This is a genomic window from Nocardiopsis sp. iso_40, from assembly GCF_056173285.1.
This window is the reverse complement of record NZ_CM149666.1, coordinates 4,551,198-4,578,073: the sequence shown is the minus strand read 5'-3', so window position 1 is coordinate 4,578,073 and position 26,876 is coordinate 4,551,198. Positions and strand designations below refer to the sequence as shown.

18 protein-coding genes are annotated in these 26,876 nt (G+C 71.2%); 9 read left to right on the top strand and 9 right to left on the bottom strand.

Going from position 1 to position 26,876, the window contains the following annotated elements:
* Window positions 1-538: 538 nt before the first annotated feature.
* Both AC0VYD_RS19815 and AC0VYD_RS19810 read left to right on the top strand, forming a co-directional pair.
* Entirely contained in the window at window positions 539-3,805 is a 3,267-nt protein-coding gene (locus AC0VYD_RS19815) for an efflux RND transporter permease subunit (protein WP_475480318.1), read from the top strand.
* Between the two features lie 657 nt (window positions 3,806-4,462).
* On the top strand, window positions 4,463-5,749 hold the full coding sequence (locus AC0VYD_RS19810; protein ID WP_475476963.1) for an extracellular catalytic domain type 1 short-chain-length polyhydroxyalkanoate depolymerase: 1,287 nt from the start codon (window positions 4,463-4,465) through the stop codon (window positions 5,747-5,749).
* 186 nt (window positions 5,750-5,935) lie between these two features.
* Here AC0VYD_RS19810 and AC0VYD_RS19805 read toward each other — a convergent pair whose 3' ends face one another.
* Window positions 5,936-6,877: a C45 family autoproteolytic acyltransferase/hydolase gene (locus AC0VYD_RS19805; RefSeq protein WP_475476962.1), complete on the bottom strand. Its 942-nt coding sequence runs from the start codon at window positions 6,875-6,877 to the stop codon at window positions 5,936-5,938.
* Between the two features lie 796 nt (window positions 6,878-7,673).
* On the opposite strand from AC0VYD_RS19805, the gene AC0VYD_RS19800 reads away from it, so the two are divergent.
* Complete coding sequence (locus AC0VYD_RS19800; protein WP_191274995.1) at window positions 7,674-7,832, top strand: hypothetical protein; 159 nt, start codon at window positions 7,674-7,676, stop codon at window positions 7,830-7,832.
* A 78-nt stretch (window positions 7,833-7,910) separates the two neighbouring features.
* Here the strand turns inward: AC0VYD_RS19800 and AC0VYD_RS19795 are convergent, their stop codons facing one another.
* On the bottom strand, window positions 7,911-8,381 hold the full coding sequence (locus AC0VYD_RS19795) for an ATP-binding protein (protein WP_475476961.1): 471 nt from the start codon (window positions 8,379-8,381) through the stop codon (window positions 7,911-7,913).
* Window positions 8,382-9,026: 645 nt separating this feature from the next.
* On the opposite strand from AC0VYD_RS19795, the gene AC0VYD_RS19790 reads away from it, so the two are divergent.
* From AC0VYD_RS19790 to AC0VYD_RS19765, 6 genes are all read left to right on the top strand, one after another.
* Window positions 9,027-10,607: a family 2 glycosyl transferase gene (locus AC0VYD_RS19790; protein ID WP_475476960.1), complete on the top strand. Its 1,581-nt coding sequence runs from the start codon at window positions 9,027-9,029 to the stop codon at window positions 10,605-10,607.
* A gap of 591 nt (window positions 10,608-11,198) precedes the next feature.
* The gene (locus tag AC0VYD_RS19785) at window positions 11,199-12,179 is read left to right on the top strand and encodes an ABC transporter permease (protein ID WP_475476959.1); all 981 of its coding nucleotides are present in this window, start codon (window positions 11,199-11,201) and stop codon (window positions 12,177-12,179) included.
* Window positions 12,180-12,258: 79 nt separating this feature from the next.
* Window positions 12,259-13,170 carry an ABC transporter permease subunit gene (locus AC0VYD_RS19780; protein ID WP_473038502.1) on the top strand — a complete coding sequence of 304 codons (912 nt, stop codon included), beginning with the start codon at window positions 12,259-12,261 and terminating at the stop codon, window positions 13,168-13,170.
* Between the two features lie 12 nt (window positions 13,171-13,182).
* Window positions 13,183-15,405, top strand: coding sequence for an ABC transporter ATP-binding protein (locus AC0VYD_RS19775; RefSeq protein ID WP_475476958.1), 2,223 nt, complete (start codon window positions 13,183-13,185; stop codon window positions 15,403-15,405).
* A 71-nt stretch (window positions 15,406-15,476) separates the two neighbouring features.
* Entirely contained in the window at window positions 15,477-17,201 is a 1,725-nt protein-coding gene (locus tag AC0VYD_RS19770; RefSeq protein ID WP_475476957.1) for an ABC transporter family substrate-binding protein, read from the top strand.
* 224 nt (window positions 17,202-17,425) lie between these two features.
* Window positions 17,426-18,559, top strand: a complete 1,134-nt coding sequence (locus AC0VYD_RS19765) for a pectate lyase family protein (protein WP_475476956.1) — start codon at window positions 17,426-17,428, stop codon at window positions 18,557-18,559.
* Window positions 18,560-18,619: 60 nt separating this feature from the next.
* Here the strand turns inward: AC0VYD_RS19765 and AC0VYD_RS19760 are convergent, their stop codons facing one another.
* From AC0VYD_RS19760 to AC0VYD_RS19730, 7 genes are all read right to left on the bottom strand, one after another.
* Entirely contained in the window at window positions 18,620-19,441 is an 822-nt protein-coding gene (locus tag AC0VYD_RS19760) for a hypothetical protein (protein ID WP_475476955.1), read from the bottom strand.
* Between the two features lie 158 nt (window positions 19,442-19,599).
* Entirely contained in the window at window positions 19,600-20,565 is a 966-nt protein-coding gene (locus AC0VYD_RS19755) for a hypothetical protein (RefSeq protein WP_475476954.1), read from the bottom strand.
* 152 nt (window positions 20,566-20,717) lie between these two features.
* Entirely contained in the window at window positions 20,718-21,797 is a 1,080-nt protein-coding gene (locus AC0VYD_RS19750; protein ID WP_475476953.1) for a VldE C-terminal domain-containing protein, read from the bottom strand.
* Between the two features lie 224 nt (window positions 21,798-22,021).
* On the bottom strand, window positions 22,022-22,675 hold the full coding sequence (locus tag AC0VYD_RS19745) for a vitamin K epoxide reductase family protein (RefSeq protein WP_475476952.1): 654 nt from the start codon (window positions 22,673-22,675) through the stop codon (window positions 22,022-22,024).
* Window positions 22,672-23,355 (bottom strand): DsbA family protein, encoded by a 684-nt coding sequence (locus AC0VYD_RS19740; protein ID WP_475476951.1) that lies wholly within the window; start codon window positions 23,353-23,355, stop codon window positions 22,672-22,674. Before AC0VYD_RS19740 ends, AC0VYD_RS19745 begins: the two co-directional genes overlap by 4 nt.
* A gap of 77 nt (window positions 23,356-23,432) precedes the next feature.
* The gene (locus tag AC0VYD_RS19735; protein ID WP_475476950.1) at window positions 23,433-23,834 is read right to left on the bottom strand and encodes a hypothetical protein; all 402 of its coding nucleotides are present in this window, start codon (window positions 23,832-23,834) and stop codon (window positions 23,433-23,435) included.
* A gap of 141 nt (window positions 23,835-23,975) precedes the next feature.
* Complete coding sequence (locus AC0VYD_RS19730) at window positions 23,976-26,555, bottom strand: glycosyltransferase family 4 protein (protein ID WP_475476949.1); 2,580 nt, start codon at window positions 26,553-26,555, stop codon at window positions 23,976-23,978.
* Between the last annotated feature and the right edge of the window lie 321 nt (window positions 26,556-26,876).

Below are 26,876 nucleotides of genomic sequence, written 5' to 3'. Positions count from 1 at the left end.
CTGCGCCCGGTGCTCACCCCGGGTGTCCTTTTCCGGGATGTCCGAAATCGGCCACGTGACGTCCGTTACAGGCCGAGCGTCGACCGGTGGGGCGTGAAGCCCCACTTCGGAACGGGGAGACACCGACTTCCGGAAGATGTCCCCAACTTTGGTCGGGGGCGACCCTGACAGAAGGCTGACATCTCCCTGAGAGATCCCTGAACCGGCCTGGGGCGGCTCAACTTCCGATATAACGCGACGTATGGTGAGTGGTGCGCCCAGCGGACGCGCAGCCCTGCCAACGGGCCCCGCGCCGCGCGGATGAGCGCCCCGCACCCCCACCCACGTCCTCGCGGATCGGCCCCGAGACCGAGCCAGTGAGTGCGCGCCCGACGACGAGCGCCGCACATCCCGGTCCGGCCGTCCCACACACGGCGAGCTAGGAGCGAGCACCTCTCATGTCCAGACCGGCCACAACGGCCCTCTGCGCGGAGCGACCCCGAAACGGGGCTCCCGCCCACCAGTCGGAAGGGACGAACGCGTGAACCGCCTATCGGTCATGTCGCTCGGAAACCGGGCGCTGGTCCTCCTCATCACCCTGGCCGTGCTCTTCTTCGGTGTCCTCGCCGCGGTCTCGGCCAAACGCGAACTCTTCCCCGAAGTGAACCTCCCGATGGTGATGGTCACCGGCCAGTACCAGGGGGCGACACCCCAGGTGGTCGAGGGACAGGTCACCGAACCCCTGGAACAGGCCGTCCAGGGGGTGGAGGGCGTCGACTCGGTCACGTCCACCACCAGCACCGGTTCCACACAGGTCATGGCGGAGTTCGACTACGGCCGCGACCAGGACGCCCTGGTCCGCGAGGTCCAGGTCGCCGTCGACCAGGTCTCCGGGATGCTCCCCGAGGACGCCGACACCTCCGTCACGTCCATGAGCACGGACATGATGCCGGTGATGCTCCTCGCCGCGAGCAGCGAGAACGATGACGAGCAGGCGATGGCCTCCTCCATCGAGAACGTGCTCATCCCCGAACTGGAGTCGGTCGCCGGGGTCCGCGCGGCCAACCTGATGGGCGTGCCCGAACAGCGGGTCGAGGTCACCCCGGACGAGGACGAGCTCGCAGACGCCGGGGTCACCACCCAGGACCTGACCGACGCGCTGGAGTCCAGCGGTCTGCTCATGGCCGGCGGCACCGTGGACGAGGACGGCCGCACCCTGAGCGTCACCACCGGCGACCAGCTCACCGGCCTCGAACAGATCGAGGACGTGTGGGTGCGGCCCTCGCAGGGGGTCGACTCCTCGGCCGCCGTGCCCGGCGCCCCTCCCGCCCCGCAGCCCGAGCCGGTGCGGATCTCCGAGGTCGCCGAGGTCGGGATGGTGACCGAGGAGTCCTCCTCCATCGCCCGCCTGGACGGCGACCCCAGCGTCGCCCTGATGATCATGGCGACCCCCGACGGCAACACCGTCGAGATCTCCGAGGGCGTCCAGGACGTCATCGACGGGGAGTCCGACCTGCTGGGTGAGGACGTCAACCTCGCGGTCGTCTTCGACCAGGCCCCCTTCATCAACGACTCGATCACGGACATGTTCGAGGCCGGAGCCTACGGTCTGGCCGCCGCGGTCATCGTGATCCTGGTCTTCATGCTGTCCATCCGCTCCACCCTGGTGGTGGCGGTCTCCATCCCGGTGTCGGTCCTGGTGTCCTTCATCGGTATGCAGGCGTTCGGGTTCACCCTGAACATGCTCACCCTGGCGGCGATCACGATCGCGATCGGCCGGGTGGTGGACGACTCCATCGTCGTGTTGGAGAACGTCCGCAGACACATGGACTACGGCAAGGAACGGCTGAGCGCGGTCAGGGACGGCGTCCGCGAGGTCGCCACGGCCGTGGCCTCCTCGTCCTTCGCCACCATCGCCGTCTTCCTGCCCCTGGCCTTCGTCGGCGGCATGGTCGGCGAGATCTTCATGCCCTTCGCCGTGACCAGCAGCCTGGCCCTGGCCGGATCCCTGGTGGTGGCCCTGACCATCACCCCGGTGCTGTGCTACTGGTTCCTGCGTCCGGCCGAGGTCGGCGACGCCAGCCGCGAGCAGATCGAGCGCGAGGCCCACGACCGGGAGATCCGCACTCCGCTGCAGCGCGCCTACCTGCCGGTGATCCGCTGGATCACCACCAGGCGCAAGACCGCCACGGTCCTCACCCTGGCCGCCTCGGTGGCGATCTTCGGCGGTACCGCCGTCATGGCCGCCAGCTCCGAGACGGACTGGCTGGGCCAGGCCGAGGAGAACACCTACACGGTCGTCCAGGAGCTCGAACCGGGCATGTCCCTGGAGGCCGCGGACGCCGAGGCCGTCAAGGTCGAGGAAGCCCTGGAGGGGATGGCCTGGATCGACACCTACCAGGTCAACATCGGCGGGAACCCGTTGATGGGCGGTGGCACGGACCAGATCGACTACACGATCACCGCCGACCCCGAAACGGACCAGCTCCGCAACCGCGACGTGCTGCGCGAGACCTTCGACGAACTCGACACCGAGTACCGGCCGCGCCTGGACTCCAGCGGCGGCATGGGCGGCTCGGGGATCGAGGTCCAGGTGACCGCCGAGGACCAGGAGACCCTGGCCGAGGCCGCCGGGATGGTCGAGGAGGAGCTGCGCGCGATCGACGGCGCCGAGGACGTCAACAGCGGCATCACCGCCTCGCAGGCCTCGCTGGAGGTGCAGGTCGACGGGGAGGAGGCCGCCGAGCTCGGTCTGAGCGAGGCCATGGTCGGTCAGACGGTCGCCGCGGCCTTCAACGGCCAGGGCGTCGGCACCGCCACCATCGATGACGTCCGCCGCGACGTCGTCGTCCTCGTGGAGGACGCGCCGCAGAGCGTGGCCGAGCTCGAGGAACTGCCGATCCGCACCCCCACGGGCGAGGAGATCGAGCTGTCCGAGGTCGCCGAGGTCGCCGAGGTCCAGCAGCCGCCGGAACTCACCCGCATCGACGGGGTCACCAGCACCACGGTCTCGGCCGACCCCACCGCCTCCGACCTCGGAGCGGTCAGCGCCGAGATCATGCGGGTCCTGGACTCCCTCGACCTGCCCTCGGGCGCCACCGCCAGCCTCGGCGGCGTCAGCCAGGACCAGACCGAGGGCTTCGCCCAGCTCGGCCTGGCGATGCTCGCCGCCATCGTCATCTGCTACCTGATCATGGTCGCGACGTTCAAGAGCCTGATGCAGCCGCTCATGCTGCTCATCTCGGTTCCGTTCGCCGCCACCGGCTCGCTGGGCCTGCTGATGCTGACCGGCACCCCGATCGGCGCCGCGGCCCTGATCGGCATGGTGATGCTCATCGGCATCGTGATCACCAACGCCATCGTGCTGATGGACCTGATCAACCAGAACCGGCAGAACGGGATGGACCTCGGCGAGGCGATCGTGGAGGGCGCCAGGCACCGTCTGCGGCCCATCCTGATGACCGCTGCGGGTACCATCGCCGCGCTCCTGCCGATGGCCACGGGCCTCGCGGGCGGCGGAGCGTTCATCTCCGCCCCGGTCGCCCTCGTGGTGATCGGCGGCCTGGTCACCTCGACCCTGCTGACCCTGATCCTGGTCCCGGTCCTCTACCAGCTGGTGGAGGTGCTCCGGGAGAGGCGTGAGGCCAGGTCGGCCGCCCGCCAGGAGCGGCGCCGCGCCAGGCGTCGGGCCAGGGCCGCGGCCAAGGCGTCGGGCAACGGCAGTACCGCCGAGGGCGAGGCGGGCGAGAGCCCCGCCAAGCACGGTGGGAACGCCGCGGCCAAGGACGCCTCCGGCGAGACCGCCGGGGAGCACGCCGACAGGTAGTCCGTCGGCACCGTCCGGGGCGCCTCGCACGATCTTCCGTGCGGGGCGCCCCTTCGCTGTCCCGGGCCGCGCGCCGTGCCCGGGGTGCGGCCCGGTTTCCAGACGCGGTCCCTCTTCTCGTCGCTGAGGCCCTTGGCGCAGGGGCGGCGCTTGAAAACCGGGGCTGTCGGACGACCGTGTTCCGGGTGAGGCGATCCTCCACGGAGCGCTCACGGAAGCGCAGGCGCTTGCCGACACGGATTCCCTTGAGCCCCCGCGACCTCCAACAGGCGCAAACCGTCTTCTTCGCCACGCGGGGTACTCGGAAACACCATCGGGGCCATGAGGCGGTTCGCTCCTCCGGGCGACACGGTCTCTCGCTTTCCAGCCAGGATGTGGAGCTTGAGCGGCTTGGTTATGACTTTCTGTATTCGGATTTACCCGATTGGTAGTAACCCGTGCCCACGGGGGTGTGATCGGCACGACTTGGGCCCGAGTGTGAACGATCCGTCACTGCGGGGGTTGACAGGGCGCGCGAGGGCTCGGATGGTTTTCGGGAGCGCTCCCATGCGGCGATCCCACCGCCGGGCGCGCTGGGCCCCTCCGGCGGCACACCGGCTTCGTCGGAGCGGCGCCCGAACGACCCCCACCCCACGCAGCCGGGAGAGGTCCAGGCACGTGACCAACCAGAGCAAGAACCCCCTGGCCAGGTTGACCGGCATCCTCGCCGCCACCGTCCTGCCACCGCTGGCGGCCCTGTTGTGCGCCGCGCCGGCCGCGTCGGCCGCCACCCTGACCGAGATCGACGACTTCGGCCCCAACCCCAGCGACCTGCGCATGTTCCTGTACGTCCCCGACGACGCCGCCGAGGACCCGCCGGTCCTCGTCGCCCAGCACTGGTGTACCGGAACCGGGCCCGTCTTCCACGCCAACACCGAGTACGCCGCCCTGGCCGACCAGCACGGCTTCATCGTCGTCTACCCGTCCGTCACGCGCAGCAGCCAGTGCTTCGACGTCTCCTCCCCCGAGGCCCTAAGGCGCGACGGCGGCAGCGATCCGGTCGGCATCCGCTCGATGGTCGACTACGTCGTCCGCACCCACGGCGCCGACACCGAGCGCGTCTTCGTCACCGGCGTCTCCTCCGGCGCCATGATGGCCAACGTGATGCTGGCCAACTACCCCGACGTGTTCGCGGCCGGCTCGGCGTTCGCCGGAGTACCGTTCGGCTGCTTCGCCACCACCGACGGCTCGGGGTGGAACAGCGAGTGCTCCAACGGACGGATCGACCGCACTCCGCAGGAGTGGGGCGACCTGGTCCGGGACTCCTATCCCGGCTACGAGGGCCCGCGTCCGCGTATGCAGCTGTGGCACGGCAGCGAGGACGACGTCCTGCACTACGCGAACTTCACCGAGGAGGTCGAGCAGTGGACGAACGTCCACGGCCTCGGCACGGACCCCGCGGCCACCGACCGGCCCCAGTCCGACTGGGAGCGGACCCGCTACGGCGCGGTCGGCGACCAGGCCCCGGTCGAGGCGATCAGCGTGGAGGGGGTCGGGCACAACGTGATCACGTCCGGCATGGCCGCCCACGTGATCACCTTCTTCGGACTGGACCAGGGCACCGGTCCCGGGCCCGACCCGGGGGAGGGCGAGTGCCGGGTCACCGCCTCGACCAACGTCTGGAGCACCGGGCTCACCGCCGCGCTGACCATCACCAACACCGGCGACGCCCCCGCCGAGGACTGGTCCCTGGAGTTCACCCTGCCCGAGGGGCAGAGCCTGGCCTCCGGCTGGAACGCCACCTACAGCCCGGACCATGGGGCGGTCGTCGCCACCCACGCCGCCTATAACGCCACCATCGCTCCGGGCGCGCAGGTGGGCATCGGCTACCAGGCCTCGCACACCGGCGACGCCGGCGCGCCGACCGGCTTCGTTCTCAACGGAGCGGAGTGCGCCACCGGCTGACTCCGGCGCGGCTCCGCCCCGGCGGGGCGGAGCCGCGCCGCACCCGGGTTCGGCTCCGAACGGCAAGGCCCCGGGCCGAACCAGGCGGGCACAGCCGCCGGACCGCCGGGCACGCGTTCCACCGGGACTGCGAACGACGCCTCGTCGGCCGGGCCCCACGCCCGCTCAACCGAGGACCGCGCGAACTCAGGCGGCCGTGCCCAGCGCCACCGTGCGCGCGCCAGTCGTGAACGAGTCGAAGGACTGCTCCCAACGCTCCTCCGGCCAGTGATAGGTAACCCGCCCCTCGGTCGGGCGGTAGTCCGCGGTGTACAGCGTGCCCAAGCCTTCGTCGTATGCGGTCAGGTACAGCGGCGGCCGGAACATCGCAGCCACATCCGTGCCCGCGGCGCGCACACGCTCCAGCCGCTCCCGTGTCCGGGTGAAGCGCTCCTGCGCCTCGGGCACCGGCTCCAGCTGGTGGTTGGCTGCGCAGGCGTCCGGTGCCTCGGTCAACGGCAGGTCCGGCCCCGCGTACACCGTGACGGCGCGGTGGGCGTCGACCAGCGTGAGGTTCTGGTCGGTGCTGAGCGGTATCGTCCGCAGCCGGTCGAGCGCGTCGGCCACGGTCTCGCTTGTCTCCAGCAGGTAGCGCAACACGATGGGGACGGCGAAGCCGGTGCCGTGGACGAATCGTCCCCCGAACGTGAGTGAGACCGCCAGACCGGCGTCGTTCATCCCGTCGAGCAGGCCCCAGCCCGCCTCCTGTGTCCCGATCACCGGGCGCAGGAAGCGCGAGTGGACGATCGTGCCCTCACATTGCTGGGGTGCGAAGTCGTAGTTGCGCAGCAGCCGCCCCGTGGTCCCGATCTGGGTGCAGCCGGCGAAGGACGTCCGCATGTTCGCGAAGGTGAGGAAGGAGTCGCCGTCGGGCCGGTCCAGCTGACCGGCGAGCCGCTCGCGGACACCGACCAGTTCCGGCATGTGCGCCGCGAACAGGTCACGGCCCCGGGCCGCGTGTTCCGGCGTCCGCCGATCCGGGTCCAGCCACGAGGAGATCTCCGGCCACCGGGCGCGCGCGTAATCGCCCCAGCGGCCGTCGCCGCCGTCGCCGATCTCGATCGCCGTGAAGGTCTTGCTGTGGCCCATAGGCGCCGCTCTCCGTCCGTATCTCCGTGTCACTGGACGATCCAATCCATTTTGTGGGCGGAGCGCCAGCCCCTCGGGCGTCCGGCCACGAATCCTGCCCCGGACCGGAGCCAGGACCGTGTCCGCAGCACTTCGCGGCGTGACGCACCCCGGGCGGTCCGATCACCCCGGCAGCGGTCGGCGGCATCCGACCAGGGGACCGGTCCATGAGCCAAGCGCACGGCCCCGCCAACCACCGATCCTTCGCGGAGGCCGGCGTCGCCGCGCTCCACGGCCGCGCCGGACACGCCCGAGCGGTCCGGGTAGACCGGACGGGCGCGCCCGGCAGCGAGGCCCGGACGCGCCGGCGCTCGCGGTGGCGGGCCTGGTCGGGCGCATGCCCGGTCCCCGGAGAGCAGGAGGTAGACCACCACGCGGAAGGCCGGGGACCCGGACCCGTTCTCCGTCCTTGGAGCCTGCGCGAATGCTTCGTCGACCATGTCGAAGGGGGTGCGGGTGAGTTCGCCGGGGTGGCCTGGGGCGAATGCCCCCGCTGTGACTGCTAACCGCCGGGAGAGGGCGGACCGGGTGTCCAACGGAGCGCCTGCTGAACTGTGGTCTTGGTCGACACGGTTCCAGCATGAGCTCCGTCCTGTTCCCGGGCGCCCGGACCGCCCGCCGAGGGCGCGACACGCCCGGGTACGGGGCCGGGCCGGATCATCGGAAAGAGCTGCAGAACAGGACATCCGGCACCCTTCCGCTGTGTGACCGGAGTGCCGATTTGTGCTATCCGCGCAGTCCAGGCAGGCTGCCTCACATGGATGATTCGAAGAAGAGCCTGGAAGACCTCGTTCGTGACGAGCTCGGTGACGAGCCGTCCCAGGAGGCCAAGGACTACGCACGCCAGCTCTACGAGCGCTACCGGCTGCCCGCCACAGAGGACGCCGCCCCCGCCGCGCCCGCGTCCGAGGAGTAACGGCCGTGGCGCGTCCCGGCACGGCGACGTACGGACGCGAGCCCGGAGGGCTGTTCCGCTCCGGAGCCGGTGTGGCCCTCAACCGGTCCTGTCGTCCCCGTCCGGCCCGTCGCCGTCCCACACGAGTTCGAACCACACCTGGCGGCCGCGGCCGTCCCGGCGCGGTTCGGCGCCCCACTTGCCGGCCAGCGCCTCGACCAGATCCAGGCCACGGCCGTGTTCGGCCGTGTCATAGGGGTCCCGGTGCTGTGGCCGGGGCGCCTCTGTCGTGCTGCCCAGGTCCCGGACCTCCACCCGCGCCCACCCGGGTGCGCGGTGCACACACACCTCGAACTTTCCGGTGGCACGGCCCGAGTCGCTGTGGGTGATGGCGTTGGTGGCGAGTTCGCTGGTCAACAGCGTCGCGGTGGTGAGCTCCGGTGAGTCCGCCAACTGTCGGGCGACGAATCTGCGCGCATAGGCGATCTGGCTGGGCAGGCCGGGAAAACGCCTGCGCGACGACCGGGGGTCCGTGCTGGTTCGGTACGAGGTGCTACTGGACTCTTCCATGGAACTCGCCGGGCGTTGGGGACGGTGGAGGGGGGCCGAGATCGTCTGGAGCTGGGTCTGGAGCGGGTCCGAGGGCGCGGAACGGGGGGCTGCGGTCTCACACATGTGGGTTCACTCCCAGGGGATGTGTGTTCGAGGGCAGGGCTGAACTGGCGCCTGGCCCTCGAGGCGTCCATGCCCGGTACGGGTCACGGCGCGGTGTGGACACACGGGGCGAAGCCCCCTGGGGCAGGGAGGGACACGGCTCGGTATCGCTGGGGGCGCGGTACGAGGGTGGCGGCACACGGTGGGGGAGAAGCCGCTGGGCTTCACACTGGGCGGTGTTGGGGCCCGGGGGCGGCCCGTGGAGGATGGTCATGTCTGGTGTGGGGCATGCCCTACGACACTGAAGGGCCTACTTGCGCTCAGCATACGCTCCGTGCCTCCCTGCGACCCGGCCGACCTGGTTCGCACAGGGTAACCCTGCCTGAGCTGGGTAAAGGGGGTATCCGTAAGACCGGGAAGGCTGACAGGAGACGGATATCGGCGGGGATGCGTGCCCCTGGGGCCCTCCGGGGGTAAATAACGATTTGGTGAAGGTCATCTGAATTTTGCTGCTTTGTTCGGTCTTGCGCGTGGCCTGTGTCTCCCGACAAGGTATGTGGCATGGCCTCGCCCACCCCCGATCCCCTGCCCGTGGGCCTCGGCGTGGAGATCGACCGCGCCGTCCGGCTCACCGACGAGGGTCACGTCCTCGTCGGCGGTTCTCCTCCCCGGGCCCTTCGCCTGCCCCCTGAAGGCGTCAGTGCCGTCATCCGCTGGCTCAGCGGAGCCGATCCCGGCCACGCTGGTGAGCGCCGACTCGCGCGCCTGCTGGTCCGGGCCGGGCTCGCCCACCCGCGCCCCGCGCCGCTACCCCCGGGCGAGGACGTGCAGCTCGCTCTCACCGGCCGGGCCGAACCCGCCGAACTGGAACGCGCCCTGGACCGGATCGGACGGCAGCACCCGGACCTGCGCCCGCTCGTGGTCGGTGCCACCGGCGAGACCGCCAGGGCGGCACGACGGCGCGGCCTGCGGGTGGTGGAAGGGCCGACCGGCGGGGCCGGAGCCCGTGCGGCGGCGCTCGGAGCCTGCGACGCCGGGATCGTCGCCCTGCTGGAGACCGGAGCCGAACCGGAGCCGGGTTGGCTCGACGTCGCGCTGGGCCACTTCGCCGACCCCGGTGTCGCCGCCGTGCTGCCCCGGGTCCTTCCGGTGCGACAGCGCTGCGGGCACGGCGCGATGGCCGTCGCCGCACTGCACGCCCAGGCGGTGGACCGGGGCGCTGACCCCGCGCCGGTCCTGCCCTGGGGCCAGGCCCGCCGCGGCCTCGGCCACCCCGCCCCGCCCAACGAACACGCCTCGGCCGACCCGCTGGCCCCGGTCCGCGCGCTCCTGGTGCGCCGGGGCGCCGCCGACCTCGACCCCTCCCTGGGCGCGGGCGCGGAGACGGAGATGTTGTGGCGCCTGGCCGAGGAGGGTTGGTCGGTCCGGTACGAACCGCGTTCGAAGGTGCGGGTCCCGATGCCGACCGGTCTCGGCTCCTACCTGCGCGTGCGCTTCGAGTCCGGGGCCGCGGCCGGGCCGCTGGCCCGTCGCCGCGGGCGGCGCGCGGTCGGCCCCGAGTTGTCCCTGCCGGGCGCGCTCGGCCTGGGGCTGGTGCTGGCCGGGCGGCCCGCGGCGGGTCTGGCGGTGTGCGCGGTCGGGGGTGCGATGACGGCCCGGGCGATGACGAGCGGAGCCGCTGTCCCGTTGGCGGACACGGTGCGTCCCGTCGTCGCCGACCTGGTGCACACGGCGCGGACCGGGGCGCGTGCGGCGCGCACGGTCTGGTGGCCGGTGCTGGCCGCGGTGGCCGTGGGCGGGGCCGTGTCCCGGGTGGGCCGGTCCGGTGGCGTGCGGGTGCCGGGACGCTGGGCGCTGGCCGCGGGCGCCGTGTTGACGGTCCCGCACCTGGTGTCCTGGCGGCGCCACCACGGCACCGCCCTGGTGGGCCCGCTCGCGTGGACGGGGATGTCCGCGGCCGGTGACGCGGCCCGCTCGGCGGGGACGTGGTGGGGCGCGGCCCGGGCCCGTTCGCCGGCCCCGCTGCTGCCCCGGCGACGCCCCTCGGTGTCGGCCACGTCACTGGTGTCCTCGCAGGTGGAGAGGGGTTCAGGCGGCCAGGTTCGTAAGCCGGCGCCAGCTGCTGTCGTTAGCGGTGGTTAACACCGCTCACCCAAGGTGATGAGTGCGTCGGGGGCCGGGGGGTGGGACCCGCCCCCGCCTGTGACCCGGCGTAATGCTCCGGGAGGTGTTCTCGGTGGTCGCGGCCGTGGCGGAGACGTGATTGTTTCCCTCGGATTGCGAACCGTTACGAATGGGGGTCGGATTCGAGGGGGAGCGTCGAGTTTTGTAAACGACGTTTACGCAATGAGGGTCCGGAGTCTCTGTTTTTGCAGGCCAGGTGGCATCTTGTGACTCAAAGTGCCGATGTGGTAGCCATGAGTGTAAAGCTTGACAATTAAGCGGAAACTTGCTGTCCAAATTGCCACCGTTGTCCTTTCTTGATGCGTCAGTTACCGTCAAGTGTCTAGCGATCCCCCAGACTCTTGACATTCCGGTCACTGAACGTGAATCGGAAGTCAGTGTGTTTCGGCAGTCACTGAGAGTGATCCTCGTGGTGTTGGCGGAGCGCGAACGCTTACCCGGGCTAACCGACCGGGGCGTGCGCCCCCTGCCCGCCCGAGGCCACTCCCCGTGCGGACGAATCACAACAGATGCCAGCGCCGGGCTCGGCTGTGAGGTTCGGAGATAGTTTTGGGCAAGTTCCTGGCCAGGCGGCTGTTGAACTACGTCGTGTTGATCTTTCTCGCGACGAGTTTCGCCTACCTGCTCGCGGCCACCAACCTGTATCCACGCGGATACTTCGAGCAGATGCAGCCACCCCCGTCCCCCGAGGCGGTCAACTCCCAACTGGACGCGCTCAACCTCAACGACCAGACGCCTATCGCGCAGCGTTACGTCACCTGGATCAGCGGTGTCCTCACCGGCGACTTCGGGCAGACCATCCAGGGCGGCGACGTCACCGCCCAGATGTGGATGAAGGCCGGGGTCACGCTGCGGCTCATCACCGTCGCCACCGTGCTCGGCAGCGCCATCGGCATCATCATCGGCGCCTACGCCGCCGTACGCCAGTACCGGGGTTTCGACAAGGCGGCCACCGCCGCGTCGTTCTTCGTGCTGTCGGTACCCACGGTCGTGATCGCGCTCTCCGTGCAGGTCGGCGCGAACGCCGTCAACGACCTCCTCGGGTTCCAGCTGCTGACCTACTCGGGTGAGTACTCGGCGGGTTTCCAGGGCAGCGCATGGGAGTTGTTCCTCAACCGCGTCCACCACGCGATCCTGCCCACCTTCGTCCTGGCCGTCGCACTGTTCGCCGCGTTCGCCCGGTACCAGCGGAACATGATGCTGGACGTGTTGGGCGCCGACTTCGTGCGCACGGCGATGGCCAAGGGGCTCACCCGCAGAGCGGCCCTGTTCAAGCACGCGCTGCGCACGGCCCTGATCCCGACCATCACCTACTTCACCTTCACCTTCGGCGCACTGGTGTCCGGGGCCACCTTCACCGAGAAGATCTACGGCTGGCACGGCATGGGCGCATGGATGATCGACTCGATCTTCAGCCAGGACGTGCACGTCGTCGCCGCCGTCTCCTGGTTCATGGCGATCACCATCATGGCGGCGTCCTTCCTGTCGGACATCCTCTACGCCTGGCTCGACCCGAGGGTGCGGGTGTGACCGTGACACAGACTCCCCGCACACCCACCCGCCACGTTCCGTCCCGCATCGCAGCGGCGCCCCTGCTGGAGACCACGTCATGAGCACGATCCAAGAGAGTGCGGAGCCCACGAAGGCGCCGACCGCGCCCCCGGCTCCCAACCGGCTCAAGGACCTGGGCCGCCAACTCCTCGGGACCCGGCGCGTCATCGTCGGCCTCGTCCTGCTCGCCCTCCTCGCGCTGTTCGCCTTCCTCGGCCCGCTGGTCAGCGGTTGGGGGGTCGGCGAGCGCGACTTCACCGACATCCTCGGCGGCCCGTCCGCCGACCACTGGATGGGCACCAACAGCACCGGTCAGGACATCTTCACGCAGACCACCGCGGGCCTGCGCAAGTCGCTGATGATCGGTCTGCTCGTCGCCGTCCTGACCACCGGCGTCGCGGCCGTCGTCGGCTCCTTCGCCGGGTACTTCGGCGGCCTCCTCGACAAGGGCCTGATGTGGGTGGCCGACCTGGCCCTGGTCCTGCCCAACTTCGTCATCCTGGCCATCCTGTCCACCCACTTCTCCGGTGACGGCGGCTGGTTCGTGCTGGTCCTCCTGCTGGCCGTGTTCAGCTGGATGGTCACGTCCAAGATGATCCGCGGACTGACGATCTCCCTCCGCGAACGCGAGTACATCCACGCCGCCCGGTTCATGGGCGTCCCCCCGCACAAGATCATCCTGCGCCACATCCTGCCGAACATGTCCTCCCTGCTCATCGCGGACGCCACCATCATGGTCAGCGCCGCGATCATCGGGGAGACCGCGCTCAGCTACTTCGGCCTGGGCGTCCAGGCGCCCGACGTCAGCCTCGGCGTCGTGATCGCCGCCGGCTCGCGGTTCGCCACCACCGCCTGGTGGATGTTCGCGTTCCCCGCGCTGCTGCTGGTCGTGATGGTGCTGGCCGTGAACATGATCGGGGACGGGCTGCGCGACGCCCTCGACCCGTCGTCCAAGTCGCGCCGGTCCTAGGGGGAGACACACATGAGCACTGACACCGTGACGACCACCGGCACCGCGCCCGACGAACGCGCGGACAACGCCCCCGTCCTGGAGGTCAACGACCTCAACGTCACCTTCCCCGGCCTGAACGGCAACCTCGATGTGCGCGCCGTGCGCGGCGTCAGCTACGCGGTCCGCCGGGGCGAGGTCCTGGGCATCGTCGGCGAGTCCGGCTCCGGCAAGTCGGTCTCCTCGATGGCCGCGATGGGCCTGCTGCCCGAACACGCCGAGATCACCGGCTCCGTACGCCTGCACGGCGAGGAGATCCTCGGCCTGGACGACCGCGCCATGGCCAAGAAGCGCGGCAAGGTCATCTCCATGGTCTTCCAGGACCCGCTGTCCGGGCTCACCCCCGTGTACACCGTCGGCGACCAGCTCGCCGAGGCGGTCCTGGTGCACGACCCCAAGGCGGGCAAGGCCAAGGCGCACGCCCGCGCGGTCGAACTCCTCGACCTCGTCGGCATCCCCAACCCCGCGGACCGCTACCGTTCCTTCCCGCACGAGTTCTCCGGCGGTATGCGCCAGCGCGTCATGATCGCCATGGCGATGGCCAACAGCCCGGACGTCATCATCTGCGACGAGCCGACCACGGCCCTGGACGTCACCATCCAGGCGCAGATCCTCGAGCTGCTGCGCACCGCCCAGCGCGAGACCGGCGCCGCGATCGTCATGATCACCCACGACCTCGGCGTCGTCGCCGGGTTCGTGGACCGGGTCCTGGTGATGTACGCGGGACGCCCCGTGGAGATCGGCGACGTCGACGACATCTACTACAGCAGCCGCATGCCCTACACGATGGGCCTGCTCGGCGCCGTACCCCGGATGGACCTGGAGCGCCAGGGCGCCCTGGTCCCGATCAAGGGCAACCCGCCCTCGCTGACCGACCTGCCCCCCGGCTGCACCTTCGCCCCGCGCTGCCCCATCGCGCGGCCCGAGTGCGAACTCGCCGAGCCGGACCTGCTCCCCATCGGCGGGCAGCCCTCCGCGGAGGAGACCCGGAGCGAACCCCGGGAGCCCGCCGCGGACGGCCCCGAGGCGTCCCGGACCGCGCAGGCCGGCGCGCACGACACGGATGCGCACAGGTCGGCCTGCATCCGTTCCGGTGAGATCGACGCCAACGAGTGGACCGCCCGGGACATCTACCCGATCCCCGACATCCCCGAGCCGGAGGGCGCGTCCCTGCGCCGCGAGGACCGCGCGGAGATGCTCCGGGTCACCGACCTCATCAAGCACCACCCGCTCACCAAGGGCACCGTCTTCAAGCGCCGGGTGGGCACGGTCTACGCCGTTGACGGGGTCGACTTCGACATCAGGGAGGGGGAGACCCTCGCCCTGGTCGGTGAGTCCGGCTGCGGCAAGTCCTCGACCCTCATGGAGATCATGGGGCTGAGCAAGCCCCAGCGCGGCACGGTCGAGGTCATGGGCCAGAACGTGGCCGGGCTGAACCGGCCCACACGGTTCTCCCTGCGCAGGGACATGCAGATCGTGTTCCAGGACCCGATGAGTTCGCTCGACCCGCGTATGCCGGTCTTCGACATCATCGCCGAACCCCTGCGCACGCACGGCGTGTCCGCGGCCGAGGTCGGCCGACGGGTGTACGAGCTGATCGACCTGGTCGGCCTCAACACCGAGCACGTCACGCGGTTCCCGGCCGAGTTCTCCGGCGGCCAGCGCCAGCGCATCGGCATCGCCCGGGCCCTGGCCCTGGAGCCCAAGCTGCTGGTGCTGGACGAACCCGTGTCCGCCCTGGACGTGTCCATCCAGGCCGGTGTGGTCAACCTCCTGGAGGAACTCCAGGCCCGGCTCGGCCTCGCCTACCTGTTCGTGGCGCACGACCTGTCCGTGGTACGGCACATCGCCGACCGCGTCGCGGTCATGTACCTCGGCCGCATCGTGGAGATCGGCGACACGCAGTCGATCTACACCCGGCCCGCACACCCCTACACCCAGGCGCTGCTGTCCGCCATCCCGATCCCCGACCCGGAGAAGGAGCGGACACGCACCCACATTGTCTTGGACGGTGACCTGCCCAGCCCCGCCAACCCACCGACGGGGTGCAGGTTCCGGACCAGGTGCCAGAAGTTCATCACTCTCTCCGCTCACGAGCAGGAGCAGTGCATGACGGTCGAGCCGCAGATCCTCGCCACCGACAGTGGCGACCAGGGAGCTGCCTGCCACTTCGCGGAGGGACGGCAGACCGTCTGACTGCGGCCCGACACGGCACGGCCAGAGCCGCCCCGCGCGCTGGCCATCTCACCCCTGAGAGGAAGATCCCCATGCGAATCGGGAAGGTGCGCTACCTCGCCCCCGTCGCCGCCCTGGTGATGGTCGCCACCGCGTGCAGCGGTGGCGCTGAGGAGAACGACCCCGAGCAGGCCCAGGAGGAGCTGGCGGCGCTGCCCGCCCAGGACCTCAACTCCGCTCCCCGTGAGGACCTCGAGGACGGCGGAGACTTCGTCTGGGCCCTCACCAACTACGACGAGCAGCACAACATGGCGCACACCCAGGGCAACATGGCCAACGTGCGCCGTGTGGCCGGTGCCGTCATGCCGCGTCCGTTCCGCTGGGACGCCGAGGGCCTGCCCGAGGTGATCACCGACTACGTCCTGGACGCCCAGGTCAGCGACGACGGCCTGGAGGTCTCCTACGAACTGAACCCGGACGCCGAGTGGTCCGACGGCGAGCCGATCACCTCGGCCGACTACGAGGCCCAGTACCTCACCTGGTCGGGCCAGCGCGACGGCGAGTTCGAGATCGGCGGCACCACCGGCTACGAGCTGGTCGACGAGTTCGTCGAGGGCGACGACGAGTACTCCTTCACCCTGGTCTACTCCGAGCCCTACGCCGAGTGGCCCTCCCTGTTCTCCCCGCTGTACCCGGCGGAGTACATGGAGGACGAGGAGAAGTTCGAGGAGGGCTACAAAAAGGCCTACCCGGTCACCGCCGGCCCGTTCGGCGACGTGGAGTTCGACGACACCACCCAGCGCATCATCGTCAACCGCGACGACGACTGGTGGGGCGAGCCCGCCAAGCTCGACCGGATCATCTTCGACGCGATGGCCATCGACGGCCAGCCGACCGCGTTCGACAACGACGAGATCGACGGGTTCTACCTCGGTTACGACGCCGCCGGGTACGAGTTGCTCAAGGAGCGCGAGGGCAACGGCGCCTACTTCACCCGCGCCGTGAACCACGGTCACCGCTTCGTCTCGGTGAACGCCGGCAGCCCGGAGCTGGAGGACGTGCGCGTCCGTGAGGCCCTGTCCCTGGGGCTCAACACCGACACCCTGGCCGAGGCCGCGCTCGGCCCGATCGACTGGCCGATCACCGGCCAGGTCAACCGCCTGCTCCGCTCCACCCAGCACGGCTTCGAGGACAACAGCGGTGAGCTCGGCGGGCACGACCCCGAGCGCGCCGCCGAGCTCCTCGACGAGGCCGGGTGGACCCTGGAGGAGGGCGAGGAGTTCCGCACCAACGAGGACGGCGACACCCTGACGCTGACCTGGGTGGCCTCCGACGACTTCACCCTGGCCCAGAACGAGGCCGACATCGGCCGCGAGATGCTCGCCGAGATCGGCATCGAGGTCGACGTCCAGCAGGTGCCCGGCAACGCGCTGTTCTCCGAGTACGTCATCCCCGGCAACTACCAGCTGGCCACGTTCGTCTACGTCGGCTCCAACCCCTACGCCGGTGACAGCAAGGGCAACTACGGCGGCCCGGTCAGCGGTGAGGGCGAGGACGCCGAGTGGGGCAACAACCTCAGCTTCCACTCCACGCCGGAGATCAACGACAAGTTCAGCGAACTCCAGGCCGAGACCGACCCGGACCGCTACGCCGAGCTCGCCAACGAGATCGACGCCCTGGTCTGGGACGAGGTCCTGACCATCCCCATGTTCGAGCGTCCCGGCCTCTGGGTCATGGACGAGAACCTGCGCAACTGGGGTGAGTACGGCGTGGCCTCCGACTACGTCTACGAGGACATCGGTTGGGTCAAGGAGTAGTCACCCCCGGGTGAGTGCGACCGGAGCCGCCGGCACCCCTGACCCGGTGCGGTGAGCGTTTCCGACAGCGAGGGCGTCGGCCCCCTTCCGAGGGGGTCGGCGCCCTCCGCCGTGCCCGCGTCCCGGCCCCGAACGCGCGACTGGTGTGCCGGTGTTCCCTCCCCGCCTGACAGAATCGGTGGAGCCCGACACCGCCCCCCGCCCCGTTCGTTGGAAAGTTCCAGATGCGACCCCACCCTCTCGCCGCCGCGTGCCTGGCCGTCCTGTTGTGTGCCGCCCTGTCCTCCTGCTCCGGTCCGGAGCAGGACGCGGAAGCCGTCGAGGCGGCGGCCGGCGCCGCCGCCCCGCCCCCGGAGGAGACCGGCGAGGCCGGTCCGCCCCCGCAACCGGAGGGGGAGTGGCCCTTCGGGACCCCGGTCGGCTGGGCGGGCCAGCCCATGGCGGTGACGGACCCCGAACCCTCCGCGGAGGCGGAGGAGGAAACGGACGCGGAGGAAGGTGAGGAAGCGGAGGAAACCGAGGGTGAGACCGGCGGCGCGGACGCCGAACCCGCCCTCCATCCCGGCGTGAGCGGAGGAGCCGGGGGTGAGACGGTGACCGCCACCGACGCCCACCAGCTCGCCGAACACCTGGCGGCTCAGGAGCCCCTGGTGGTGGAGGTCGAGGGCGAGATCGACCTCGACGGCACCGTCCCGATCGCCTCGGACAAGACGCTCATCGGGGTCGGCGAGGGCGCCGAACTCACCGGTGGCGGACTGTCCGTGGACGGTTCCAGCAACGTCATCCTCGCCAATCTGGGCATGGACTCCGACGGCACCGCGGTCGCGGTCCGCGGCGGTGCCCACCACGTGTGGGTGGACGGCTCCACGTTCTCCGGCGGCCGGGACGGCGCGCTGGTCTCGGTGACCGACGGGGCCGACCACGTCACCCTCTCCTGGAACCACTTCAGCGACGCCGAGTCCGCGGTCGGCATCGGCGCCGACGACGACGCACCCGGGGCGCTCCGGGTGACCGTGCACCACAACTTCTTCGACGGCACCTCCGGTCGGCACCCGCGCGCCCGCAACGCCGAACACGTCCACGTGTTCAACAACTACTTCCGGGCCAACCCCGAGTACGGCGTCCAGTCCGCCCACGGATCCAACGTGCTGGTCGAAGGCAACTACTTCGAGGGCACCCCGGTCTCGGTGTCCACCGAACCGGACGATCCGGGCAACGTGGTGACCCGGGCCAACCTGCTGGTCGACTCCGAACAGCCCGAGCTGCGCGGCAGCGTGCCCGACCCGCCCTACGCCTACGAGCTCGACGACACCGTCAGCGTCCCCGACCTGGTCATGAACGAGGCCGGTGCCGACTGAGGGAACAGCGCCGGGCCGAGGGCGACGCCGGCCGGAGGGGCGGGCCGGCGCCCCACCGGATCAGTCGGACGGGGCGTGGTAGTCGTAGGTCCCGCCGATCCCCTCCGGTGAGGTGAAGCTGAGTCTTCGCGGATGCCCGTCATCGTCCACCCACAGGTCGAACTCGGCCCCGGCGATCCGGGTCAGGGTGTTGCGTCCGGTCTCGGGGTCGTAGCCGCCCACCGGGGCCGGGAACGTCCCCGTGTACCGGTGGGCGGTGTGTGTGCTGGCCGCGACCCCCTCCGTGCCCGCCGGCAGGGTGAGCTCCTCCGTTCCCACCAGTTCCAGGTCCTCGGCGGAGTCCGCCAACTCGTCCAGGGTGGCCAGCGCGAACTCCACCGAACACAGGCGCAGGTCCGCCTCCGAGGGCGGGTCCAGCACCGTCATCCCGGAAAGGCCCTGGTCCGCGGTCATCATCAACCCGGTACCGGGCAGGTCGTACCGGTGGACCCGGATCCCCGAGGCCGTTCTGAAGAAGTGTTCGAACGCGGCGTCGGCGTCGGGTTCGTGGCGGGCCCAACCGCGCCCGGTCTCCTCCCCGTCCGTGCTCTGCGTGTAACTGATGTGGAAGGAGGGCGCCTCACGCAGTTCCCGTGCCGCCGACTCCAGGAACGCCTCCGCGTCCCGGGGGTCGATCTCCGCGGCCGACGTCTGCGAAAGCCGGGGCGGGCCGTCCTCCTCCACCGCGGGTCCGGCACCGCCCAGCGTCAGCCGGGCCACGCTCCATCCGCTGACGACCACGGCCAGGCAGGCCAGGGCCACGAGCAGACTCAGCAGCCAGTTGGGCCGGCCGGGACCCTCGTCGTCCGGCTCCTGCCCGGTGGACGGCATCGACGTCGACACTGACAGCGCCTCGATTCTGCGGTTCGGGTTCGGGGGGTACCGCTTACGCGGAGTACGACGCCGTGACTCACCGCCCCGTTCGGATACCGGGCGAACATCATCTCCGCTGACGGTGACGAACCGGGTCATACGTCCGTTGCGGCGGCTGGGTCACCCCCTCACCCCAGCCGTGGCGGCCTGTGCTCGAAGCGGCGGACGGCACGCCGGATCTCCGCCGTCCGCTCGGGCGGTGCCGACCAGCCGCGGTCCGTCAGCGCGGCCAGCACCCGGCGTAGGAACCCGGCGGGGTGCGCACACAGTTCGTACACCCCGATGGGGACCACCAGCCATCCCGCCTCCGCCATGGCGGCGTACCGCAGCCGGTCACGGGCCATCTCGTGGCGGGCGGAGTGGTGCTCGGCGCTGTCGTACTCCACCGCGACCCGGTACGGGGGCCAACCCAGGTCCGCGTGGAACAGGCCCTGGGCGGTGTGCACCGGGCACTGCGGCCGGACCGGCGGCAGGCCCGCCTGGTGCAACAGGACCCGGGCCCAACTCTCCGCGGGGGACTGGCCGCGCGGGTCGGACAGCCGCAGGGCCCGTTCCAGCCGCCTCTGGGCGCGCCTGGGGTGGACCCGCAGGGCGTCGTGCAGTTCCGGGCCGGTGGTGAGCCGCAGCGAGAGGAAGCGGTCCAGCGCGGCGGTGGCCGTGTACAGGGAGGAGGCGCCCGCCGCCGCGTCCAGCGCGGTCCGGGCCGGAGACGTCACCCGCACCCCCCGCACCAGCGTGCGCGAGGACTCCGGGACGCGTTCGCGGTGCGCGGCGACCCCGGCTCCGCCGGTCCCCGGGACCCCGGGGGGTACGGCCACGTGCAGCCGGTTGCGGGTGACGGCGGTGCCCCGCGGGTACAGGTCCACCCCCCACACGTAGGCGGCGGTGCGCCCGAAGGCGACTGCCTCCGCGGACAGGTGGGCGAGGACGGGGCGGAGTGTGCGCAGGAGGAGGTCGTGGTCGGGCGGCGGGCCGGTGAGCGGTGAGGTAGGACCGGTCGGAGCCGCGGGACGACGGGTACGGCTGCGGAGGGCGGGGCGAGGCCGCGGGAAGAGCGGGGGACAGCCGGGAGGGGGCGCGTGCTCTGGCTTCATACCTCCAGGTTCGGTTTCCGGGGCACCCCGGACAAGACCCCGTCAGAACCTGTGGAAAACCCGGACGGGCCCGGTCGGCCCCGGGCATCCTGGCCGCATGGGGCGGTGGCGGAGCGGCCCCACCGCCCCATGCGGCCCCGCGGCCGCCCCGGTCACCGGAAGGGCGGCGGCCCGACCGACAGGTGGATGTGGTCCACGTGGTTCTGGGTCGGGCTGCCTCTGTAGCCGGCCTGCCGCCGGACCTGCATCCACGGCCCCACACCGTCCTTGAGCGGGTTCCAGATGTGGTAGTCGTAGATGATCCCCTTGACGTCCAGCTCCCGGTGGTTCTGGATCAGGAAGTCGATCACCTCGATGGCGGTCGCGTGCATGGCCGGGGTCGGGGTCGCACCCAGATCGGCCATCATGTAGTCCACGGCCTCGCCGTGGCCGTGGTCGCTGTCCTGCTCGTCCCGGTAACCGCCCGCGCTGAGGTAGAAGCCGGGGAACTCCTGGTTGAGGACCTTGTGCGTGGCACACATGGGCGGCTTCAGACCGCCCAGGGAACCGCAGTCCACGATCGCCCCGCCGCCGAACACGGCGTTCGGGTCGAACCGGTACTGCCCCTCCTGGTCGACGAGGTGCACGTCGAACATGCCCGAGGCCTGCCCCGCGTCGCCCACGGCCCGGTCGTCGCACGAGAGCCCGTCCGTGTCACGGCCGCACTCCGAGGAGAGTTCGATGATCGCGATCGCCGAGGCGGTACCGCTGAAGGAGGAGGAATCGTCCTCCTCGCCGTCGCACACCACGTCGTTCCAGTCCCGCGAAGCGTCCTCGGCCAGCTCCTTCTGGCAGAGTGCGCCGCGGACCTCCACCCGCACGATGTTGCCGGAGCGCCCCATGACGTTGTCGCTGGCCCGGATGTCGGTGACCACGGCCCCGTTGTCGCGCGCGTACCTCTCGGCGCGGTTCTCCGCGACCTCCTCGTCGAACCGGGGCATCGGGTAGACACCGTCCGCGAGCTGGGCCGCGGCGTGGTCCCGGAGGGCGCCCACCGCGGCCAGCGCGGCGGCGTCGGCGGCCGTCTGCGCCCGCGAACGCATGTCGTTGGCGCCGCCCACGCGCACGAACAGGACGGTGAGCGCGAGCAGGGCCAGGGTCATCCCGAAGAGGAGCAGGATGTTCGCCTGGCCGTCGTCGCGGCGCCCCTGGAGTTGGTTTCCGCGTACCGAATGGGGGGAGGTCCGTCGCATGCTTGTCCGGGGGGGTCGACCCCCGAGGGGACGGGGGAACAGTCTGGTTGGCGGGGGAGCCGTGCGCGGCGGGTCCGTGTGCGAACGACCCCGTCTCGCGCGGAGTCCTGTCCGGCGCAGCTTAACCTGCCCCGCTCCCCAGGTACAGGGGCGGGCTCGCCCTCTGTGGACAACCCGTCACCGTTCTCCCAGGTGGAGCCGGAAGCACCCGGAAAGCCCGCCCCTCACACCAGGCTCGTCCAGTAGCTCCAGAAGGCCTGGGCCACCGCTGCCGCGATCACCAGCCCCCACACCGTGAGAACCACCGTGTGGTTGCGGGCCAGCACGCCCGCGGGGCGGCGCAGGAGGGCCGGGGTCGGCAGGTGCCCGCTCCGGACGTTGTGCAGCGTGACGTACCAGAAGAGCGGGATCGTCACCGCCCACACCACCACGCAGTACGGGCACAGCGCCCCGATCCGGTACAGGCTCTGGAAGATCAGCCAGTGCACGAACACCACCCCGAACACACAGCCCGCCTGGAGGCCCAGCCAGAACCACCGCCGGAACCCGGGCTCCGGGCCGGTGCCGGCGAGCAGCGCCGCCCCCGCGGTGGTGACCACGGCGAAGCAGGCCACCCCGACGACCGGGTTCGGGATCCCGAACGCCTCGGCCTGCGGGGTCGACATCACCGTCCCGCAGGACAGCACCGGGTTGAAGCTGCACGCGGGCACGTGGTCCGGATCGGCCAGGGAGCGGATCTTCTCCACCAGCAGCGCGGTGGCCGAGACCAGCCCGACCAGCCCGCCCACCACCAGCACCCACGGCAGCGCCCGGCTGATGACGGGCACGTCCGAGCCGGGGCGCGGGCCCGGGGTGCGCTGGGCCGTGCGGGCGCTCATCGCTCCAGCTCCGCGTCGATCATCGCGGACAGGACCTCGTAGCTCGGCATGCTCGGCGCGAGACGGCCGTTCACGTAGATGGTCGGGGTGCCCTGCACGCCCAGCGCGAGTCCGTCGTCGAAGTCGGCCTGGACCCGCTCCCGGGTCTGTTCGGACTCCATCGTCTCGACGAACTCGTCCGTGTCCAGGCCCAGGTCCTCGGCGAAGTCCACGAACACCTCGCTCTGGTCCCGGCGGGACTCGCCCCACTCGCCCTGCGTCTCGTACATCCGCGCGTACATGTCCTCGAGGGCGTCCTGTTGGGCGGCGGCCTCGACGGCCGCCGCGGCGGGCCCGGAGTTGAGGTGTCCGGGGAGCGGGAAGTAGCGGATGACCATGTTGATCCGGCCGTCGTAGTCCTCGCGGACCCGTTCCATGACGGGGAACTGGGCGCGGCAGGCCTCGCATTCGAAGTCGAGGAACTCCACCACGGTGACCCGGGCGCCGTCCACCCGGTCGAGGTGGCGGCTGTCCTCCCGGACGAGCACCTCGGCGGGGGCGGTGGGCTGTTCCCCGGGGGAGGGTCCGGCCGTGTCCTGCGCGGCGGGGCTCTCCCCGCTCCGGTCGAGGTAGACGAGCAGGCCGATTCCGAGGGCGGCGACGAGGAGGAGGCAGAGGGTGATGATCAGGTTCTTGCTCACGGGTGATCCCAGCGGTCCGGTGTTTGCGGGTTCGGGCACGGTGGCGGACCCCGCGGCGGCGGGGTGCACCGGCGCTTCTAGACCCGCTGGACGCAGAGGAGGGTGAGCAGCCCGAAGCCGTACGGGGCGGCGGCGTCCCGGTGCGGACTCAGCACCGGAGGGCCGGCCCTCGGGGCGGCGGGGGCGCACGGAACAAGCGCGGGGCCCGGCGCGAGCACGGGGTGGGCGGTGAGGAGTCCCTGTTCGTCCGGCGCCGGGCAGGTGTGTTCGGACCCCTGGTCCCCGACGGGGCCGGGGGAGTCCGCGTTCTGGTCCGGAGCCGCCGTTTCCGCCCCCTGCACCGAGGCGGTCCCCGCCTTCCCGGCCCCCGGGATGACGGCGCCGGGATGGCACAGGGCGCAGAGGAAGCAGAGCACGACCAGCGCGACCAACGGCGCCGCGAGGGCGCGCAGCCGGTGTGTGGTGGTGTGCCCGCTCATGAGGGGAACTGTAGCGGTGTGTTCCCGGGTGCGGGGGCCGGGGTCACTCGGAGCCGGGCGGGCCGGGGTGTCCCGTTCGGCGGGCGGGGCGCGGAGAGCACCCCGCCCCGCCCGCCGAACGGCGTCCTTCCACTGGCTCCCTCAGTGGATCCGGCGGTTCAGGGCCTCCACCACGTGGACGTCGGCCACCGTCACCTTCAGATCCCCCGAGCCCATGGGTGCGACGGTCGCGGACCGCACGTACGCGCCGTGGCTCCACCTGCGGGCCGTGCTGTCCGGGACGGCCTTCGCGCCCAGTTTCGCCATGGCCCCGGCGGGGCCCGCCTTCAACCTCAACTGCCAGGACGTCCGCAGCACGGACAGGCCCCGGTAGTCGATGTGGTCGAGCAGCGGCACCATCCCCACCAGGCGCCCCTCCTCGCGGCCGGCACGGTTGGGCAGGGCCTGGAGCGGATACCGGTGACCCGCCCCGGTGCCCCGCACGACCTCCACCGCGAAGGCCACCCCCTCGGGGACCGGGGTGCCCAGGGACACCTCGAAGTGCAGCCGGCCGCCGTGGCGGCCAGCCGGGCGGACCCGCACCCGGTCGACCGGCAGGGTCGGGGCCGTCGGGGAGGTCAGCAGCCCCAGGCGGTCGTTGACCGTGTAGTACGGGCGCACCCTGGTGCCCACCCCCCGCGCGGGCCTCACCTGCTGGGACGCGTACTCGATGATCTGCTTGTACCCGACGACCCCGGACAGGTGCCTGCCCACCGTGCACTCACCGCCGTCGGACAGCAGCACCCGCATCTCCCACTTCTCGGAGTCGCCGTCCCGCCCGCGCACCACCTGCTCGGGGTCGATGACGGCGGTGAACTCGCCGCCGGCCGCGACCGCCGACGGGAACTCACGGCGGGTCTGGGGAGAGGAGCGAAGCCGCACCACCAGGCGGGCCCGGGCGTCGGGGCCCTGCTGCCCCAGAACCCGGCCCTGAACGGTGATCAGCCCGTCCGCGATCTCCACGTGTTCGATCTCCGCGTGGTGCGCCGAACGGCGCACGTGCAGGACCAGGCGGCCCTTCGCGGAGCGGGCGGGAACGACCAGACAGAGCCCGCTGGTGCGGGCGGGCGACAGCGGGTACCCGTGCTGGTGGATCTCCACGTCCCGCACCGGGGTCTCCACACCCCGGTCCACTCGGAACACCTGCCACTCGCCGGTGACCAGGCCCGTGCCCCTCCCGGCCCTCGCGCCCCTCCCGGACGCCCGGCCGGGACCCGTCACCGTCGCGGCCCCCGCCCCGGCCCGCGTACGCGCCCCGGCGTCCGTCGTTGGTGCGGCCTCCGTTCCCCGGGACGCGTCCACCACCACGCGGCCCTCGGCGTCCGGGAACAGTTCGACGCGCCTGCCGGGTTTGGCCAGCACCACCCGCTCGGGAACCTGTGCGGCCCCGGGGGACCCCGTCCCCGGGCCGAACGACAGCACCGACGTCCCGTCCGGACCGGACTCCACCCGGCAGGCCGCGGGCGGTTCGGGCCGGGGCGCGGGCACGGTCAGTGCGGCCGGGGACGGCGGGCCGACCCCCGCGAGCTCGGAGAACAGCTCCTCGTGCAACAGCACCACGTTGGCCGGGTCGAAGCGTTCGGAGTCGGTGAGCGCCGCCGAGGACATCCGGCGCCGCAGCTGGTCGTCGCCCATCAGTTCGGCCAGCCCCTCGGCGATGCCCGGTGCGGACCGGTTGGGGACGAGCAGCCCGTCCTCCCCGTCCCGGATGATCGACGCCGGGCCGTGCGGACAGTCGGTGCTCACCACCGGCAACCCGGACCGCATGGCCTCCACGATGGTCATCCCGAACGGTTCCTCGCTGGAGGTCACCGCCGCGAACGCCCCCTGCGCCCACACCTCCTCGACCCTGGGGTGCGGGCCCATCAGCCACACCCGGTCCTGCAGCCCCAGCGAACCCACGAGTCTGCCGAGCGGCCCGCGTCGGCTTCCCCGACCGTAGATCCGCAGCGTCCAGTCCGGGAACTCTTCGCTGACCATGGAGAAGGCCTGCACCAGCAGGTCGTGCCGTTTGCTGGGGGCGAGCCTGCCGGCGGAGACGATCGTGCGGGTGTCGTGGCCGTTGACGGTGAAGGGCGGTGCGGGCACCGAGTTGGGGATGGACAGCACCCGCACCCCCGGCATCGGCATCTGCTCCGCGTAGGTGCGCGCGTCGGCCTCGGTGACGGTGACGAAGGCGTCGAGGTTCGGGTACTCGGCGGCCATGACCCGCCGGAGTTCCTCGGAGTGCTGTTCGTAGGTGAGGTGCTCCTGGCCGACCCTGACGATCCTGCCGGGCGCGGCCCGCGCGATCACCACGTTGAGCCCCGGGCGGGTGCCGACGACCACGTCGGCGTCGGTGGTTGCGAGGTACTCCTCCAGGCGGTCGTCGGTGAGGCGGCTGTGGGTGCTGCCCCGGCCGTCCTCCGGAGGGAAGAGCAGTGGCGGGAGCCCGGCCCGCTCCGACCCCTCGTACAGCGGTCGTCCGCCGATCCCGGTCGCCTGGTCGCCCTGTTGGCGGATGTCGACGAGTGGGCGCAGGCCGACCTGGGCGGGGACGGGGAGGACGGGGTCGGCGCGGTGTCGGAACACCGAGACGATCTCCACCTCGTGCCGTGCGGACAGCGCCGCCGCCTGGTTGGCGACGGTGCGCACGGTTCCGCCGATGCCGTACATGTCGTTGATCAGATAGGCGATCTTCATCGAGCCCCCGTGTTCTCGGCGCCGCCCCGCGCACGCTGTGCGCCGCGGCGCCGAACCCCGTTGCTCCCACACCGGTCCGCGCCCCTGGCCGGGGGCGGTGTGGGTGTTTGAGCGCTCAGGCTATGGGTGGAATGGCGATAAAGATCCGTATCTGTTCGGGAGTGTCCAAAGGTTTGCCGCCACCTGTTGGTGTTTTGCGGCGAGTTCACCTGTATTAGGCGATAAAGCCAGAATGGTCACATCCGGGCGGGGCAGGCCACGGCCGGGGGCATCGGCCGCAGGTCCGGTCCGGTGTTCCGCCTTCGGCGCGGCCCGCGGCCC